15 protein-coding genes are annotated in these 17,688 nt (G+C 38.3%); 12 read left to right on the top strand and 3 right to left on the bottom strand.

Going from position 1 to position 17,688, the window contains the following annotated elements:
* The first annotated feature begins 98 nt into the window (after positions 1-98).
* The 8 genes from ppdK to asnA all read left to right on the top strand — a co-directional run bounded on the left by ppdK (position 99) and on the right by asnA (position 10,644).
* Positions 99-2,693, top strand: coding sequence for a pyruvate, phosphate dikinase (gene ppdK / locus B096_RS0105310; RefSeq protein ID WP_018579721.1), 2,595 nt, complete (start codon positions 99-101; stop codon positions 2,691-2,693).
* A gap of 369 nt (positions 2,694-3,062) precedes the next feature.
* Positions 3,063-3,509, top strand: coding sequence for a hypothetical protein (locus B096_RS0105305; protein ID WP_018579720.1), 447 nt, complete (start codon positions 3,063-3,065; stop codon positions 3,507-3,509).
* Positions 3,510-3,626: 117 nt separating this feature from the next.
* Positions 3,627-4,385 (top strand): tyrosine-protein phosphatase, encoded by a 759-nt coding sequence (locus tag B096_RS0105300; RefSeq protein ID WP_018579719.1) that lies wholly within the window; start codon positions 3,627-3,629, stop codon positions 4,383-4,385.
* 89 nt (positions 4,386-4,474) lie between these two features.
* A complete protein-coding gene (locus tag B096_RS0105295) occupies positions 4,475-5,878 on the top strand; it encodes a murein hydrolase activator EnvC family protein (RefSeq protein ID WP_018579718.1) in 1,404 nt (467 codons plus the stop codon).
* Positions 5,879-6,082: 204 nt separating this feature from the next.
* A complete protein-coding gene (locus B096_RS0105290; protein ID WP_018579717.1) occupies positions 6,083-7,009 on the top strand; it encodes a metal ABC transporter solute-binding protein, Zn/Mn family in 927 nt (308 codons plus the stop codon).
* A complete protein-coding gene (locus tag B096_RS0105285) occupies positions 7,009-8,412 on the top strand; it encodes a murein hydrolase activator EnvC family protein (RefSeq protein ID WP_018579716.1) in 1,404 nt (467 codons plus the stop codon). Before B096_RS0105290 ends, B096_RS0105285 begins: the two co-directional genes overlap by 1 nt.
* Positions 8,412-9,560: a YibE/F family protein gene (locus tag B096_RS0105280; protein ID WP_018579715.1), complete on the top strand. Its 1,149-nt coding sequence runs from the start codon at positions 8,412-8,414 to the stop codon at positions 9,558-9,560. Before B096_RS0105285 ends, B096_RS0105280 begins: the two co-directional genes overlap by 1 nt.
* 79 nt (positions 9,561-9,639) lie before the next feature.
* On the top strand, positions 9,640-10,644 hold the full coding sequence (gene asnA, locus B096_RS0105275) for an aspartate--ammonia ligase (RefSeq protein ID WP_018579714.1): 1,005 nt from the start codon (positions 9,640-9,642) through the stop codon (positions 10,642-10,644).
* Between the two features lie 119 nt (positions 10,645-10,763).
* On the opposite strand, the gene B096_RS0105270 is transcribed toward asnA, so the two are convergent.
* The 3 genes from B096_RS0105270 to B096_RS0105260 are packed head-to-tail and all read right to left on the bottom strand — an operon-like array spanning position 10,764 to position 12,955.
* Positions 10,764-11,552, bottom strand: a complete 789-nt coding sequence (locus B096_RS0105270) for a MetQ/NlpA family ABC transporter substrate-binding protein (protein ID WP_018579713.1) — start codon at positions 11,550-11,552, stop codon at positions 10,764-10,766.
* 9 nt (positions 11,553-11,561) lie between these two features.
* The gene (locus tag B096_RS0105265; protein WP_018579712.1) at positions 11,562-12,224 is read right to left on the bottom strand and encodes a methionine ABC transporter permease; all 663 of its coding nucleotides are present in this window, start codon (positions 12,222-12,224) and stop codon (positions 11,562-11,564) included.
* Positions 12,221-12,955, bottom strand: coding sequence for a methionine ABC transporter ATP-binding protein (locus B096_RS0105260; RefSeq protein WP_018579711.1), 735 nt, complete (start codon positions 12,953-12,955; stop codon positions 12,221-12,223). Before B096_RS0105260 ends, B096_RS0105265 begins: the two co-directional genes overlap by 4 nt.
* Positions 12,956-13,120: 165 nt before the next feature.
* Here B096_RS0105260 and B096_RS0105255 point away from each other — a divergent pair, with 165 nt between their 5' ends.
* The 4 genes from B096_RS0105255 (at position 13,121) to adhE (ending at position 17,681) form a co-directional block, all read left to right on the top strand.
* The gene (locus tag B096_RS0105255) at positions 13,121-13,528 is read left to right on the top strand and encodes an OsmC family protein (RefSeq protein ID WP_018579710.1); all 408 of its coding nucleotides are present in this window, start codon (positions 13,121-13,123) and stop codon (positions 13,526-13,528) included.
* Positions 13,529-13,648: 120 nt separating this feature from the next.
* Positions 13,649-14,497 (top strand): aldose 1-epimerase family protein, encoded by an 849-nt coding sequence (locus tag B096_RS0105250; protein ID WP_018579709.1) that lies wholly within the window; start codon positions 13,649-13,651, stop codon positions 14,495-14,497.
* On the top strand, positions 14,494-14,877 hold the full coding sequence (locus B096_RS0105245) for a hypothetical protein (protein ID WP_018579708.1): 384 nt from the start codon (positions 14,494-14,496) through the stop codon (positions 14,875-14,877). Before B096_RS0105250 ends, B096_RS0105245 begins: the two co-directional genes overlap by 4 nt.
* Before the next feature lie 164 nt (positions 14,878-15,041).
* Positions 15,042-17,681, top strand: coding sequence for a bifunctional acetaldehyde-CoA/alcohol dehydrogenase (gene adhE / locus B096_RS0105240; RefSeq protein WP_018579707.1), 2,640 nt, complete (start codon positions 15,042-15,044; stop codon positions 17,679-17,681).
* The last annotated feature ends 7 nt before the right edge of the window (positions 17,682-17,688 follow it).

Raw genomic sequence — 17,688 nt, 5'->3', positions numbered from 1 at the left:
ACGATATTTGAAATTTGTAGGTACGAACTTAGATTTGGAACCCCACAGATAAGCGCTTACAAGGTATAATTAAAGATGTATAAGGAGGGCTTTTCAATATGCAATATGTTTATATGTTCTCTGAAGGTTGTGCACAAATGCGTGCAACACTTGGAGGAAAGGGAGCGAATCTCTCAGAAATGACGAATTTAGGTTTGCCCGTACCACAAGGTTTTGTGATTAGTACGGATGCTTGTTTGAATTATTACGAAGAAGATCATGCGATTTCGCAAACAATTCTTGATGAGATCTTTGCGAATCTTGAAAAGCTTGAGTCTTTGACGGGAAAAACGTTTGGTGGTTCGGAAAAACCACTGCTTGTATCAGTTCGAAGTGGCGCTCGCGTTTCAATGCCAGGGATGATGGACACGGTTCTCAACTTGGGTTTGAACGATGAAGTTGTTGAGGCTTTAGCGAAAGATAATGAAAAAATGGCCTACGATTCATACCGTCGTTTAATTCAAATGTACGCTGATGTTGTTATGGGTATTGATAAGACGATTATGGATCGAGATATTGCCCTGATTGTACATAAATACGGTGTCGATAGTGATCATGACTTAAGTGTGATTGCATTGAAAGAATTGATTCAACGTTTAAAAGAAACGTATCTTGCAGAAGTAGGAGAGCCATTCCCTACATCACCCGAAGAACAATTGGTTCATGCCGTGGAAGCTGTTTTTAGAAGTTGGAATAATCCACGGGCTCAATATTACCGTAAAATGCATGATATGCCGGATTCTTGGGGGACTGCGGTTAATATTCAAGAAATGGTATTTGGAAATCGAGGGAAAGATTGTGCAACCGGTGTTGCATTTTCTCGCAACCCAGCAACCGGAGAACATTTACTCTATGGAGAATTTTTATATAATGCGCAAGGTGAAGATGTCGTAGCCGGAACACACACGCCGCTCCCCATTTCAAAACTTGCGGAGACGTTACCGGAGGCATACCACGAATTTGAAGCATTGGCCGATAAACTTGAAAAGCATTATCATGATATGCAAGATATGGAATTTACTATTGAAAAAGGTAAACTGTATATGTTGCAAACGCGGAGTGGTAAGCGTACGGCACAAGCAGCTGTAAAGATTGCTTACGATATGATGCATGAAGGAACCATTACAAAACAAGAAGCGATTAATAATGTGGATGTATCCATTCTTGATGGTTTGCTACATCCCCAATTTGATGAACAACAACTTAAAACCATTGAGCCTATTGCGAAAGGACTTCCAGCATCTCCAGGAGCCTCCAGTGGCATGATTGTTTTTGATGCAGCTACTGCTGTGAAGTTCACCGAAAAAGGAAAACCTGTTATTCTTGTGCGTCTTGAGACGTCACCTGAAGACATTGAAGGCATGCATCTTGCGGAAGGGATTCTCACGAGTCGTGGAGGGATGACTTCACATGCTGCCGTTGTGGCACGCGGGATGGGAAAATCATGCATCGTGGGATGCAGTGATGTACAGGTAAATGAAGACAACAGTTGTATTATTGATGGAAAGCGTTATAAGATTGGCGATGAAATATCAATCGATGGTGGTACTGGATGCGTTTATCAAGGGCGTCTACAAACGCAAGAGGCTTCCATGTCCCATGAATTTGAAACGTTATTGGAATGGGCGGATGAGTTAAGTCCAATTGATGTTTATACCAATGCTGATACCCCAAATGATGCGAAAACAGCGATTGGGTTTGGTGCAAAAGGGATTGGGTTAATTCGAACCGAGCACATGTTCTTTGAGCGCGATCGTATTCGTGCCATGCGTGAAATGATCTTAAGTCGTACACTGAAGCAACGTGAAGCCGCCCTTGAAAAAATTCTACCCATTCAACAAAAAGATTTTGAAGCCATTTTCTCCGTTATGGAAAATCGAAGTGTAACGGTTCGTTACTTGGATCCGCCTCTTCATGAGTTTATGCCAAGTACAACACAAGAAATTGAAGAATTGGCGGAAACCATGAATTTGGGTGTTGCGGAAATTAAAGCAGTTATTCGGTCATTACACGAATATAACCCAATGATGGGACATCGTGGATGTCGTCTTGCTGTCACATATCCTGAAATTGCTTTGATGCAGACACGGGCATTAATTGAAGCGGCGATTAATGTGAATAAACAAGGACATCATGTTAATCCTGAAATTATGATTCCACTTGTGGGTGATGTGAATGAATTCAACTATCTTGCAACGCGTATTCGTGAGCTTGCGGATAAACTTATTGAAGCATCAGGAGTCGAGGTCCATTATCGTATTGGAACGATGATTGAACTTCCGCGTGCCTGTTTAATGGCAGATAAGATTGCGGAGCAGGCAGAATTCTTCTCATTTGGAACTAATGATTTAACGCAGATGACGTATGGTTTTTCCCGTGATGATGCCGGAACATTCTTAAAAGGTTATTATGAAAAAGGAATCTATCAAAACGATCCTTTTGCTTCACTTGACCAAGAAGGTGTCGGTCAACTGATTAAACTTGCGGTTGCGAAAGCACGTTCTGTGAAACCGGATCTTAAAATAGGCATTTGTGGTGAACATGGTGGCGATCCACGTTCCGTGAAATTTTTCCGTGATGCCGGATTCAATTATGTATCTTGCTCACCATATCGTGTGCCAATTGCACGAATGAGTGCAGCTCAAACTAAGTAACTTAATTCGAGGCCTCCTCGGCTGTTTAGAGCCGGTGAGGTCTTTTTATTCGGGTGAGACACAAATTACACTATCATCACTGATGAAGATATGGATAAGGGCCACGTTGAAACAAATGGATTGTTTATGGATGCGCATACCCCTACTGTACTACCATAGAGACGATGCCTTTTGGAAGTATCATAGTTTTCGAAATACTGTGAATCAAGTAAATATATGCAATTGGAATAGAATCTTCTATAAATTCACAAATTACCTTTAAAATCACAGTTTTGCTGAGGTAATTTGAAAAATGCTTGATAATTCGACAATTACCCTTACGTTAAAATAAAATTATGATATGATTTATGCGGTTAAAAGGAGAAGGAAATGAAAAAAATAATTGTAGCAGTATTATTATCACTTGTACTTGTAGGATGCTCAGCAGATAAAAACACATGTACGGTGGATGCAGATGGTGTTAAACGAACACTTAAATTAGATGTGAAAAACTCAGAAGTAGTTGGATTAGAAGAAGAAACAGTAATCCAAATGGATAAAACAACGCAAATGAATACTTATGATGATCTTTATAAACAATTTGCGGAATCAAAAGTTACAAATGGTGTTACTTTTGAGTATGAAAAATCCGATACAGCCGTAACCGTAAAAACAACCGTAGATCTTGCGGTAGCTGAAGGGGTTCAACTCGAAGACTATTTCTCATACCTTAAAAAATCAGGACAAAAAATTGTTCTTGATCAAAAAGATTTAAGTGTTGATGCAGTAAAAGCTGCACTAGCATCCGAAGGCGATTTTAATTGCCCTGCAAAATAATATCTTTAAAGCACCCTTTATACGGTGCTTTTTTTATTCCGTAAATGACTCATTTTATGTCATTATAGGGGAAGTTTTACGCTTTCGGTTATAATACGTTATAAGGAGGGTTTGCGCATGCATAACACAATACGTAATTTTAGAGATTTGGGTGGTATTAAGGTTGCGGAAGGAACGGTAAAAGTCCATAAGCTTCTTAGAGGGGGTCCCTTAAGTGATCTTGATCAAGAAACAATCGATACATTAAAGGATGAGTATCAATTAAAGACTGTGATTGATTTACGTTCAGATGTAGAAATTGAATCAAAGCCTAATATGGTCATCGAGGGTGTTGAGGATATTCAATTGGATATTATGACACAAGCTCAACAGAATGCAGACCCGAAAACAATGGCAACAAAATATCGTAAGGAAGTTTCAACAGAACATATGCGAGGACTGAATCGTATTTTTGTAGAAAGTCCTTACGCACGTGACAAGTATCGAAAATTCTTCCAGTATCTGTTAGCCAATACCGAAGGATCACTATACTTCCACTGCTCAGCAGGTAAAGACCGTACAGGCTTTGCAGCAGCACAAATTCTAAAAGTATTAGGTGCAAGTGATGAAGCAATTTTTAAGGATTACTTACAAACCAATACACTAACAGCGGATCTTGTGGAAAAGGATCTAAGAGGATTTAAAGAAAAAGAAAATTTAAGTGACGAGCAGGTTGATAATATAAGAGGCTATATGATTGTAGATCAAAGTTACTTACAAGAAGCATGGGATGCCATTGTAGAAATTTATGGAGACTTTGACACGTATATTAAAGAGGGACTTTTATTAAGTGAAGCTGATGTTGAAACGTTAAAATCGATTTATATTGAAAAGTAACGATTGCCAATGGCAGTCGTTTTTTCTTGAAGTGTGCTATAATGTTCACGAAAGTTTCACACTTTTTTTAATGTGGAGGAGTAGTGTTCATGCATTCTTGTACTAAAAAATTTGTAAGTATTATCGTGGCTTTGGCTTTAGTGGGTATTCAGCCGGTTTATGCTTTTTCTACACCGGATTATTCCAGTGATGAAGCATATTACCATGAGCTTTGTTCAAGTTCGAAGGCACGGGACAATCAAGACACGTGTGCAGGTTTTACCGAGTATATCAATAATAAACTTGCAGATTCCGAAACGTTGTTAAGAAGAATTCGAGAAGAAAAAGAGACCGTTTTAGAGGAAATAGAAGATAATAATGAATTGCTCGAAACCTATCAAAAGGAAATTATCGTATTAAAGGAACGCGTTACAGAGATTCAGGAGAGTATTAAACTGATTGAAGCGGATATTGTCGAGACGGAAGCAAAGATTCAAGTTTTTGAGAAGAAGATTAAAGTACTGGAAGAGAAGGTTAAATTAAATATTCGTGCGTCTCAATCATCTTTATATGTGAATAATTATATTGAATTTGTTTTTGGCGCTGCCGATTTTGTGGATTTAATTCGTCGTATGGAAGGTCTGACCCGGATTAAACAAAGTAATGACAGTGTCGTAAATGATTTAATTCAAGCTCGAAAACAATTTGATGAGGAAAAAGAACATTTGCTTTCGCAAAAAGAACAAATGGAATCCAAAGAAGCATCGGTTAAAAAGGAAGAATATGATATTAAAGTTTATCAGATGGAGGTTCGCGATTTAGTTCAGTCCTTAATGGCGAAGCATCAAGTCTTGGAAGACCAAAGTAAAGAAGTACAAGAAAAAATGTCTTTTGAAAACAAATTATTTTTGGATTTGAAAAATTTACCTAACGAGAATGGGTTTGTGCGACCAATCAAAACAAAGTACTGGGTATCAACGGGGACTTGGCATTATGCAAAAGGAGGGCGCCACATGGGTGTCGATCTTGCACATGTTGATGCACGCGTTGGTCTGGAAATTCTTGCTCCCGGATCCGGGGTAATAACGGGAACTCAAGGGGGATGTCCCACATATGGTTCATATCCACGCGGAAATTGTAATGGTGGATGGGGTAATTATTTAACAATGATGTTTAGCGTGAATGGAAAAATCTACGGAGCTCTTTTTGCACACTTAGAAGAAAACTCATTCAGATTAGCGCCTGGCTCAGTTGTAAGAGCGGGGGATGTCATCGCAACGATGGGATCTTCGGGTCTTTCGTCAGGACCCCATCTGCATCTTGAGATATATTATTTAGGTGATGATAGTATTGAAGCAGCATACGATCGTTGGGATGGAAACATAACGTTTGGTACCGGGGGTGCCAATTGGGGTAACGGCTGGGAAAAACGCTGTGAGATGAATAATCATGATGCACCCTGTCGCGAAAACCCTATGAAAATTTTTAATTATACTTACGAAGCAGAATATTGAAAAATCGAGACTAAACTCGATTTTTTTTATAGAATAATTCGTAAAATATAAAATAAAAAGAACAAAGTAATTGACAAATTCAGTGAACAAAGTTATTCTGTTGTTGCAAACGTTTTGCATTTAAAACAAATATATGAGCTTAGGTTTTAATTTATAAAGCGCATATTCTATTAGTGTAGTGAGTAATGAAGGTGAGGAAAAAAGATGAAAAAAATAGGATTGGTAATGTTAATCATGATGATGTTAGTGGGGTGTCAAGCACCGCAGGAAACATCTTCAGAGAAAATAAAAGTGATTACGAGTTTCTATCCACTTTATGATTTTGCACAAAAAGTAGGTGGCGATAAGGTCGAAGTTGAAAATATTATCGAAGGTGGAGAAGCACACGGTTATGAACCAAGTGCTAAGGATATTATCCGTATCCAAGAATCCGATGTTTTCATCATTAACGGAGCTGGATTTGAAGGGTGGGTACCTAAAACTTTGAATAGTGTAAAAAATGATAAATTAAAGGTTGTGGATACAAGTGAAGGTATTGAACTTCATGATGCCCATGATCATGAAGGACATGACCACGACCATGAAGGTCACGACCACGACCATGGTGATTTTGATCCGCACATTTGGATGAATCCCATGAATGCCTATCAACAAATGAAGAACATTAAAGATGCATTTGTTGCGGTAGACCCTGAAAATAAAACATACTACGAAGATAACTTTAAACATTATGGTGCTCAATTTGAAGCGCTCAATAACGATTTTAAAACACAACTCAGTAACGTTCCGAATAAAGAAGTCGTCGTGGATCACACCGCTTATGGGTATATGTTGGAGCCTTATGGCATTGAACAAGTTGCTATTGCGGGAAGTTTATTAAGCAGTGAGCCAACCGCAAAACAAGTGGATGAATCGATTCAATATATTAAAAACCAACAGATTAAAACGATATATATGGAATCTTTGAGTAATGATAAATTATTGAATACGATATCAAAAGAAACTGGAGTTAAAATTTTAAAACTCAATACGCTTGAAAACTTATCGAAGCAAGACTTGGATGCGGGGAATGATTATTTTAAAGTCATGAATGAAAATTTAGAAAGTCTCGTTGAAGGGTTATCACTCTAATGATGAAAGGACGAAGGAGTGTAAGTATACTAACTGTACTTGCACTTTTTCTTACCGTTACGTCAGTTCATGCTATTTCTGAAAAAGACTTTGCTAAAGACGAAGCATATTTTCATGACTTATGCTCGGGTCAGGCATCGCGTGAACATGAAGCATTATGCGGTCAATTTACAGAATATTTGAATGAAAAAATAAAGCATTCAGAGACACGACTTGTTGAGATTGAAAACCAACAGAATGATATTAATGCGTCGATTGAAAAACAGCAGGAGACTATTCGTGTATATCAAGAAGAAATCAAAGCACTTTCAGAAACGGCAACGGAACTCAAAGATTCTCTCGCATTGATCAACGAAGATTTAAAGCAAACTCAAGCGAACATTGATGTCTATCAAAAGGAAATTGATGTTCTTAATGAAAAAGTTAAGCGCAATATGGCTTCTTCACAGTCTTTTCTTTATGTGGATCCACTTGTAGAGTTTGTATTTGCATCTGAAGATTTTGTCTCACTCATCCGGCGTGTTGAAGGCATGGCACGAATTAAGGAGAGCAACGATGTTACTGTAAATAAACTCTTAGAAGCAAAACGTGTCTATGATTTAGAGTTAAGTCATTTAAAACATCAGGAAAAAGAATTAGAGACCAAAAAGAAATTGATTCAAGAACAAGAAACCATTAAAAAGACGTATATGGAGAAAGTACAAACAACGATTGCATCGTTAATGGAAAAAAATAAAGCTCTAGAAGTACAATATGATGAGTTACAAGAAAAGATTCAACTAGATAGCCGTTCGCTCAATCGTATTTCAAATTTAGAAGCGACACACGGGTTTATAAGACCGGTTGAACCAGGATATTGGGTTTCAGCTGGGACATGGACCTATCCTTGGGGTGGTCATCATATGGGCGTTGATTTGGCTTCTCTCACAGGTTCTGTGGGCTTAGACATTCTTGCACCAGGCTCGGGTCTTATTACAGCTGTCAATGGTGGATGTCCAACCTATGGATCGTATCCAAACGACTCATGCAATGGTGGGTTTGGAAATTATGTAACGATGATTTTTAAAACCAACGGTGTCGTGTATGGTGCGATGTTTGCGCATCTGATGGAAGGAAGTGTTCGTGTTGCGCCGGGAGATGTTATTTCCGGGGGAACGGTATTAGCTCAAATGGGTTCATCTGGATTGTCCATGGGACCACACTTACATCATGAAGTTTATTATCTTGGTGATGACTCGATTGAAGCAGCGTTTGAACGATGGGATCGTTCGGTAACATTTGGTACCGGAGGTGCATATTGGGGTAACGGATGGAATATGCGATGTGATGTGGATGGACGGAGTGCTCCATGTCGTGAAAACCCAATGACAATTTACAATTTCACTCTTGGAGGTGAATACTAATGCGTAAGCATGCTCCTAAATTCGTCATTGTTATTCTATTACTTGGATGCGCAATGCTGGGGCAGTATTATCAAAGTCACGCTGTCATGGCACAATCTCTTGATGGAAAACAAGATGTATTGTACAAAGGGGTTGTAACTAAAATTCGACATGAAAAGAATGAGGAGTCCAAGATGACGGATCTGTATTTAGAGGTTTACTCCGAATCATTTCCGTATCTCAATAAGACTGTAACTGTTGAGCAGTCTTTAAGTGATAATACGGTACAGGCTCTGTTACCATTACAAAAAGGAGATACGGTTCTTCTAAATCAAACCAGTGGTGAACAGGGAATGCAGTACACCCTTCACGGCCCGGTTCGTAGTATGCGAGTTCAGATTGTACTAGCATGCTTTAGTATTTTGTTATTATTGATTGCACGTCGTCAAGGGATGAAAACGCTGGTATCCTTTGCCTCAACCGCATTTGTCGTCATAACAGTTTTTGTTCCGGGAATTATCGCTCAACAAGAAATGTTTATGCTTGTAATGCTGGTTTCAACGTGCATAACACTCTTGTCGTTTATAACCCTTTCGGGTTTTTCTCAAAAAACTCTAGCATCGACTGTGGGTACTTTGGGTGGTGTCCTTATAGCCGTTTTCGCGGCTTGGATGATTATGAAATTTTTAAAAGTCCAAGGTGCTGCTTCTGAGGAATATGCCTTTATCGCAATGATGAATCGTGAACAACCATTTAACGTGAATCATATTCTTTTTGGAGCTGTGATGATTGGTGGGTTGGGAGCGATCATGGATATATCCATGTCAATTGCATCGTCAATGCGTGAAATAATTGAAGTCCATGACGGGTTGCAAACACGAGAACTTTTTAAAGCTGGGATGAATATCGGTGTTGATGCAATCTCAACGATGATTACAACCTTAGTCTTGGCATACACCGGGGGAGCACTTCCTTCGATTCTGCTTTTAAACCTTTATCAGCGAAGCGGAACCTATATTATAAACAGTTTGTGGTTTTCAGTAGAAGTGGTGCAAGCCTTGGCGGGATCGATAGGAATGATGGCTTCCGTACCGTTAACAGTTCTCTTTATTTGCTGGCGTCACAATCGTTTAACGCTGAATAAAGATTCAATAAAAACCATACTCTAAATCGCCGTATTACATAGTTTTTCATACCTATGTATGGTAAAATTATCATCAGTACAAACAGATGATAAGGGGTGTTTATATGAAAAAAACGATGGTACCAGAAGGGTATCAATCAAGACTGGGTGTGTATGACACTCAAACCGCGATTGGTTTTATCAAGCGTTGCTTCGAAGAGGCGCTCACAGGGAGTTTAAAATTAAAACGAGTTTCAGCGCCTTTATTTGTGGCACGAAATTCTGGTTTAAATGATGACTTAAATGGTGTGGAGCGACCGGTTCGATTTGACGTTCCCTCACTGGATGCAGAGGGTGAAGTAGTACACTCCTTGGCGAAATGGAAACGTATGGCGTTACATCAATATGACTTTAGAGAAGGAAATGGCCTTTATACCGATATGAACGCCATTCGCAGAGATGAGGAATTGGATAACATCCATTCAATCTATGTGGATCAATGGGATTGGGAGCGTGTTATTTCACGTGAACAACGTAACCTTGATTACTTAAAAGAAACCGTCCAAAGCATTGTGAATGCAATTGTTGAGACATCAAGTCGATTGCATACTAAGTATCAAGATGTGGATGTTATGATTGATCCCAATGTATCCTTTATTACGAGTCAAGAACTTGAAGATATGTATCCGGAATTATCATCGAAGGAACGTGAAAATGCATACGTAAAAGAGCATAACACGACCTTTATTATTCAAATTGGGGACACGCTCCGGAGCGGAAAACCCCATGATAATCGAGCACCTGATTATGATGATTGGTCACTCAATGGTGATTTGTTATTTTGGCATGAACCGTTAGGGATTGCACTTGAATTATCAAGCATGGGAATTCGTGTTGATCGTGATGCGATGTTATACCAACTTAAAGCCTCAGGTCAAGAAAGTCGTCTTAAATATGATTTTCATAAAATGATTGTTGAAGACAAACTGCCTTTAACAATTGGTGGTGGAATTGGTCAAAGCCGAATGTGTATGCTGCTGCTTGGTAATGCGCATATTGGTGAAGTTCAAGTAAGTTTATGGGATGATGAAACACTTGAAACATGTAAAAATAAAATAGAACTCTTATAGATCGTGGTGAGGTAAAGGGGTCGTTGATCACATACAAAGATTAATACTCATACCGTCATATACGATAAAAACCCTCTTGTGAATCTAAGGATTTCAAGAGGGTTTTATTATGATTTAAATTAGAAAGCAGGTGTAAGGGTTGCGCTGTGTTCTTCAGTTAAAAACTTACGTACAGCTTCACTTGTCATTGCTTTTTTCAGTGCTTCAATTTTTGCTTCATCTTTATTGTCTTCACGAGCTACTAAAGAAATCGCGTAATGACCGTCAGATTTTTCAAGTAGGAGCGCATCACTTGGTGTGAGGCCAACTTGTTTTATATAAGTAGGATAGTTGAATACAAGGTCGACTTCTTCATAGGCTTGGTTTAAAGTTAATAAATCAACTTCAATAAATTGATAGTTTTTCTGATCGACAACATCTTTAAGGGTTGCTTCATATTGAACACCGTCTTTAAGTTTAATGAGTCCAGCATCTTGCAAGATTAGAAGGGCACGTGCTTGGTTAACTGCATCATTAGGTATCGCAATTTTTGCATTATCTTGGAGTTCGTCAATATTTTTTAGATCTTTAGAGTAGAAACCGACAATTGCATCATAAATGGGTTGTATTCCAACAAGGGTACCACTTTGACTCTTGTTGAACATTTCCATAAAGGGCACATGTTGGAAGAAGTTGGCATCAATTTCTTTGTTATTGAGTGCAGTATTCGCTTGAGTATTGTCAGATACAGCTACGAGTTCAAGTTCGTAACCTTCCTTCTTCAATTCTTCTTTGGCGATTTCTACAACATCCGTCATGGGCATCATATGCGATGCTACCTTTAACACCTTGTCGTTTGGATCTTTCTTTGCGCCACATGCTGTAAGCATGAGCATTGCTGTGAATAATACAAGTCCTTTTTTAAACATCTTTTCTCCTTATCGCTTATCAATACGTTTCGCGATTCTATTTCCTGTAAATTGAATTATAAGCACGAGAACAATCATAATAAGAATGGTTGCATACATGATTTGCCACTCAAATCGCTGATAACCATATCGCATTGCAAAGTCACCAATCCCGCCACCTCCAACAACACCCATCACGGTAGAATAGTTTACATAACTAATAATGGAAGAAGTGAGGCCTAAAACAAGACCGGATCGTGCTTCAACAAACAGAAATTTAAAAACAAGTTGAAACGGAGTCGCTCCGAGGGATAGGGCACTGTCGATGGTCCCTTGAGGGACATCGAGCAGTGCTTGTTCCACAAACCGAGCATACAAAGCCGCGGCAACAAAACACATGGGTACAGCAGCTGCGTAGGTTCCCAGTGACGTTCCAATTAAAAATCGGGTCACAGGAATCATAAACACTATAAATAATAAGAACGGAAACGAACGTACAACATCAACATAACCATTCAAAATAAAAGAAACAATCCGATTTTCAAATAATCCATCTTTACGGGTAAGATAAATAAGTGTGCCTAGTGGTAATCCAACTAAGATTGCAGATAGGACTGAAAAACCTAATAGAATAAATGTTTCTCGGAGTGCTTTCAATAATTCTGGTAAAAATTCTAAGTAAATTTGAATCATTGTGTCAGATACTCCTTTGCATGGGCAGCATACGAGGTCTTTGATGATTTGATATCGTGTTGATTAACTTGAATGACTTCACGAAGCATTCCTTGTTCTAAAATCGCAACACGATCACAGAGCATCTTTGCCACCTCAAGCTCATGCGTGACAATCACAATTGTTGTGCCAAATTGTTGATTAATCTGTCTAAGAACCTCAAGGATTTCTTTAGTTGTATGAGGATCAAGTGCTGAAGAAGGTTCATCACATACGAGAATCTTAGGTTGTGTTACAAGAGCCCTTGCAATCGCAACACGTTGTTTTTCACCACCACTTAGTTGTGCCGGGTAGTGATTAATCTTCGATTCTAATCGTACAAAACAAAGGGCTTCCGATACAGCATTACAATCTTTATTCTTTGCAAGTCTTAATGGCAAGGCAATGTTATCAAAAACCGTGCGATTATTGAGGAGGTTGTAGTTTTGAAAAACGACCCCAATTTCTTTGCGTACTGAGCGTAACTCAGTCTGAGTAAGAGGTGTAAGATCAACTTGATCAATAAGAATGGAGCCTTCATCCGGTTTTTCCAATCCATTGATTAAGCGTAAGGCTGTTGACTTGCCTGCACCACTTTCGCCGATAATCCCGAAAATCTCGGATTGTTCTATTTTAAATGAAACATTGTCGAGTGCGTTGAATGATGCGTTATTATCATGATAATGTTTCGAAATATTCTTGAATTGAATCATAAAATAACCTCCCAACTCGTTAACCCACAATCATTATAGGGTTTTAAGCATGAATTTTCATTCCATATACTCAAAAATACTACGTGATTAAAATAACAAAAAGAGCATGGGAAAAGGCTTAGATACCCAAGTGATGTATAATATACCTATAGGAGGATGATTATAATGACAGCAATTTATAAAACAACCGCAATTAATGAAACGATTGTTCCCAACCAAACACGTATCGTTGATGGTTTAGCGCTCAGCATGACACCACCATTGGATGAGGCGGAGGGTTCAAATCCTGAACAACTTCTCGCCATGTCATGGGCCACATGTTTAAATGCAACAAGTCAAGCGTTGCTTAAAGCGCGAAAATTAGATCATAAATCCCGAGTTCGTGTAGACGTTGAGTTGCATAAAGAAGCCAATGGAAGTGGTTTTTATTTTAGTGCTTGCGCTTATCTAGCAATCGAAGGATTGACTCTTGAGGAAAGTGAGCGACTTGTGCGCCAAGCGCATGAACGCTGTCCTGTGTCTAAATTGATTCATGGTAATGAGCACGTTGCAGTTTTTGCGGAAGCGTATTAAACAGTTCATATGAACTGTTTTTTTTATATTAGGCATTATGTTATTTCATGTAAAAATAGTGAATGGTCCGTTGTTTTAAAAAGGACATGATATAATCTAAGGGTAAAAAGAGGTGGAATTATGATGAAATTAGAAAACGAGTGGCTGCTTTTAGAATTTAATGAAAAAGGAGCAGAAATTCGTCGTGTATATAACAAAAAAACCGAGAAAGAATTAATGTGGAGTGGGGATCCCTATTTCTGGGGACGCGTTTCGCCGGTACTCTTTCCTATTGTAGGAAAGGTTTACGAAGGAACCTATTATGTAGATGGTAAACCATATCATTTATCACAACATGGATTTTTACGGGACCAAATATTCGAAGTTGTGCGTCATACTGAGCATGAATTCGTGTTTGAATACCATAGTGATGATGCAATGTTAGATGTTTATCCTTTTAAACATAAAGTTCAAATTGCCTATAAATTAGACGGAAATCGTATTACAGTAACCTGGCATATCTTCAATAAAGATACAAAAAAAATGTATTATTCAATTGGTGCTCATCCTGCATTTTTATTGGATAAAGAAGGGGATTATGAATTTGTATTTACCCATAATGGTAACGTTCATCAATATGGACTTAAAGAAGGTTTTATTGATGGGAAACAATCTGTTGATTTAAAGACCATTGCTGTTACAGAAGAAAACTTTAAAGATACGACGTTGATTTACGATCATACCAGTGCTGTTAAACTCATGAATAAAAAAACAAATGAATCGGTATGTGTTGAGTATGATGGATTTGATTATCTCGCATTGTGGATGCCCCATAAAAACGGTGAAATGGCTCCATTTGTATGTATTGAACCTTGGATTGGTATTGCGGATGAATTTGGCGGTTATGATGATATTCGTAAGAAACTCAGTGTTAAGAGTCTGAATGAAGGTGATGATATTATGCATCAATATACGGTGACATTCGAATGAAACAAAAATTTATAAGATTTATGCAAGGCCGATATGGCACAGACAAGCTTAACCAACATTTGCTCTATTTGGGAGTTGTGATTGCAGTTGTTGGAATTTTAACACGACAAGGGTGGATTCAATTGGTGTGGTTTGCCTTACTCATCTATGTGTATTACCGAACCTTTTCTCGTAACATCCCAAAACGCTATCAAGAAAATCAAAATTATTTGACCTTTTTGAGTAAAATAGGGTCAAAATTCAAGCGTCTTAAGGAATGGCCAAAGTATAAGTATTTCACATGCAAGACATGTGAAACACGGCTTCGCGTGCCACGTCGCAAGGGAAAGATCGAAATAACTTGCCCTAAGTGCAAAACCAAATTTGACGCAAAATCATAAAACTTACTAAATTCGTGATAGTTTTCACAATGAAAACGCTTAACAAAGCACAACTTCACGAATTTAGTTTTATTTTTGTCTTTTTCTGTTCTAATTGTTTGAGTATGATTCGAAACCAACATACAATATGTATGTGAAAGAAATAACAAGGGAGGTCACATACCATGACAACTAAAAAAGTAGAATTAGATAACGAAGTAAATGAACTTGTTGCCAATGCCCAAAAAGCGTTGAAAGGCTTTATGGAATTAAACCAAGAACAAGTAGATTATATTGTTGCGAAGGCGAGTGTTGCTGCACTCGATCAACACGGTGTTTTAGCACAACTTGCAATTGAAGAAACAGGACGCGGCTGTTTTGAAGATAAAGCAACTAAGAACTTATTTACTTGCGAGCATGTAATTAATCATATGCGTCACCTTAAAACAGTAGGTGTTATCAGTGATGATGAAGTTACAGGAATCACTGAAATTGCTGATCCAGTGGGCGTAATTTGTGGGATTACACCTGTTACAAACCCAACTTCAACAGCTATTTTTAAATCACTCATTTCATTAAAAACACGTAATCCTATTATTTTCTCATTCCACCCATCAGCTCAAAAATGTAGTATTGCTGCTGCAAAAGTAGTATATGATGCTGCAGTTGCTGCAGGTGCTCCTGAACACTGTGTTCAATGGATTGAACGTGGATCAAAAGAAAAAACAGATGAATTAATGAACCATGATGGTGTTGCAACAATTCTTGCAACAGGTGGTAATGCAATGGTTCGTGCTGCTTATTCTTGTGGTAAACCAGCACTTGGTGTTGGAGCCGGAAACGTTCCAGCTTATATTGAAAAATCTGCTGACGTTGCACAAGCTGTGAATGATATTGTGTTATCAAAATCTTTCGATAACGGTATGATCTGTGCATCAGAACAAGCGGTTATTATTGATACAGATGTTTATGATGACGCAGTCGAAAAATTCAAAAAATATGGTATGCACTTCCTCTCAGCTGCCGATAAGAAAAAAGTTGAGAAATTTATGTTTGGTGTTTCAAGTGGAGATGCAAATGTTCTTGAAGCAAAACTCAATCCAAATGTTGTTGGTAAAGACGCAACGTGGATTGCCGAACAATCAGGTATTAAAGTACCTTCAAATACAATCATTCTTGCAGCAGAATGTAAAGAAGTTGGACCAAACGAAGTTTTAACACGTGAAAAATTATCACCTGTTCTTGCAGTTCTTAAATCAAAAGACAGCGACGAAGGAATTAGTTTAGCACGTCAAATGGTTGAATTTGATGGAATGGGTCACTCTGCAGCAATCCATACAAAATCAAAAGAACTTTCAGAAAAATTCGGGGAAACAGTTCCTGCAATCCGTATCATTTGGAATTCACCATCAACCTTCGGAGGAATCGGAAACATCTATAATGACTTTATTCCTTCATTAACTCTTGGTTGTGGTTCATATGGACATAACTCAGTAGGCGATAACGTAAGTGCAATTCACCTATTGAATATTAAGAAGATTGGGAGACGTAATAACAATATGCAATGGTTCAAAGTGCCATCAAAGATTTATTTCGAAAGAAACTCAATTCAATACTTAAAATCAATGCGTGATGTAGAACGTGTATTCGTTGTTACAGACCGTGCTATGGTTGATCTTGGTTACTATAACTTGATTGTTGAACAACTCAACAAACGTCGTAATAAAGTACAAATTCAATTATTCTGTGATGTTGAACCGGATCCATCATTAAATACTGTAAAACGTGGTTATGAAATGATGAAAGCATTCCAACCTGATACAATTATCGCTTTAGGTGGTGGTTCACCAATGGATGCAGCTAAAGGAATGTGGATCTTCTACGAACATCCAGATGTAGACTTTAACGATTTAAAACAAAAATTCGTCGATATCCGTAAACGTGCATTCCGTTACCCAGATTTAGGCGAAAAAGCACAACTCGTATGTATTCCAACAACTTCCGGTACAGGTAGTGAGGTAACACCTTTTGCGGTTATTACAGATACTGACGCAAATAAAAAATACCCACTAGCTGACTATTCACTTGTTCCTACTGTAGCAATTGTTGATCCAATCTTTACGACAAATTTACCAGCTTCCGTAACAGCAGATACAGGTCTTGATGTTCTTACTCATGCAACAGAAGCATTTGTTTCTAACTTCGCGAATGACTATACAGATGGTCTTGCAATTCAATCCATTAAGATGGTATTTGAAAACCTTGAACGTGCTGTATACAATGGTAAAAATGATTTGGATGCACGTGAAAAAATGCATAATGCATCAACACTTGCAGGGATGGCATTTGCTAATGCGTTCCTAGGTATGAGCCACTCATTAGCTCATAAAATTGGTGGTAAATTCCACGAAATGCCTCATGGACGTATCAATGCAATCTTACTTCCATATGTTGTACGCTATAACGGTACACATCCAGAAAAACCTTCAATGTGGCCAAAATACAATGTATACCGTGCACACGAACGTTATGCTGAATTAGCTCGTATCCTCGGATTACCAGCAAGCACAACTGAAGAAGGTGTAGAAAGCTACGCTCAAGCATGTCACGACTTAGCAGTACGTTGTGGTATTAAAATGAGTTTCCAAGAACAAGGTGTTAATGAAAAAGCATTTATGGCTGAAACAGAAAACATCGCTTATCTTGCATACGAAGACCAATGTTCACCATGTAACCCACGTCTTCCACTAGTTAAAGATATGAAATCAATCTTAGAACATGCTTACTACCCAGCAGGAAAAATTCCTACTAAAGCAAAAAAATAATAAAATA

Source organism: Erysipelothrix tonsillarum DSM 14972 (assembly GCF_000373785.1).
In the GTDB taxonomy this organism is placed as follows: Bacteria; Bacillota_I; Bacilli_A; order Erysipelotrichales; family Erysipelotrichaceae; genus Erysipelothrix; species Erysipelothrix tonsillarum.
Note: the sequence above shows the minus strand (reverse complement) of the source record. Positions and strands in the feature narration are given on the sequence as shown.

Bases quoted from the DNA above. Each gene is read 5' to 3' on its own strand.
- B096_RS0105255 (WP_018579710.1), top strand. From the start codon at position 13,121: ATGACAGCAATTTATAAAACAACCGCAATTAATGAAACGATTGTTCCC.
- B096_RS0105260 (WP_018579711.1), bottom strand. From the start codon at position 12,955: ATGATTCAATTCAAGAATATTTCGAAACATTATCATGATAATAACGCA.
- B096_RS0105295 (WP_018579718.1), top strand. From the start codon at position 4,475: ATGCATTCTTGTACTAAAAAATTTGTAAGTATTATCGTGGCTTTGGCT.
- B096_RS0105290 (WP_018579717.1), top strand. From the start codon at position 6,083: ATGAAAAAAATAGGATTGGTAATGTTAATCATGATGATGTTAGTGGGG.
- B096_RS0105280 (WP_018579715.1), top strand. From the start codon at position 8,412: ATGCGTAAGCATGCTCCTAAATTCGTCATTGTTATTCTATTACTTGGA.
- B096_RS0105265 (WP_018579712.1), bottom strand. From the start codon at position 12,224: ATGATTCAAATTTACTTAGAATTTTTACCAGAATTATTGAAAGCACTC.
- asnA (WP_018579714.1), top strand. From the start codon at position 9,640: ATGAAAAAAACGATGGTACCAGAAGGGTATCAATCAAGACTGGGTGTG.
- B096_RS0105245 (WP_018579708.1), top strand. From the start codon at position 14,494: ATGAAACAAAAATTTATAAGATTTATGCAAGGCCGATATGGCACAGAC.
- adhE (WP_018579707.1), top strand. From the start codon at position 15,042: ATGACAACTAAAAAAGTAGAATTAGATAACGAAGTAAATGAACTTGTT.
- B096_RS0105305 (WP_018579720.1), top strand. From the start codon at position 3,063: ATGAAAAAAATAATTGTAGCAGTATTATTATCACTTGTACTTGTAGGA.
- B096_RS0105270 (WP_018579713.1), bottom strand. From the start codon at position 11,552: ATGTTTAAAAAAGGACTTGTATTATTCACAGCAATGCTCATGCTTACA.
- B096_RS0105300 (WP_018579719.1), top strand. From the start codon at position 3,627: ATGCATAACACAATACGTAATTTTAGAGATTTGGGTGGTATTAAGGTT.
- B096_RS0105250 (WP_018579709.1), top strand. From the start codon at position 13,649: ATGATGAAATTAGAAAACGAGTGGCTGCTTTTAGAATTTAATGAAAAA.
- ppdK (WP_018579721.1), top strand. From the start codon at position 99: ATGCAATATGTTTATATGTTCTCTGAAGGTTGTGCACAAATGCGTGCA.
- B096_RS0105285 (WP_018579716.1), top strand. From the start codon at position 7,009: ATGATGAAAGGACGAAGGAGTGTAAGTATACTAACTGTACTTGCACTT.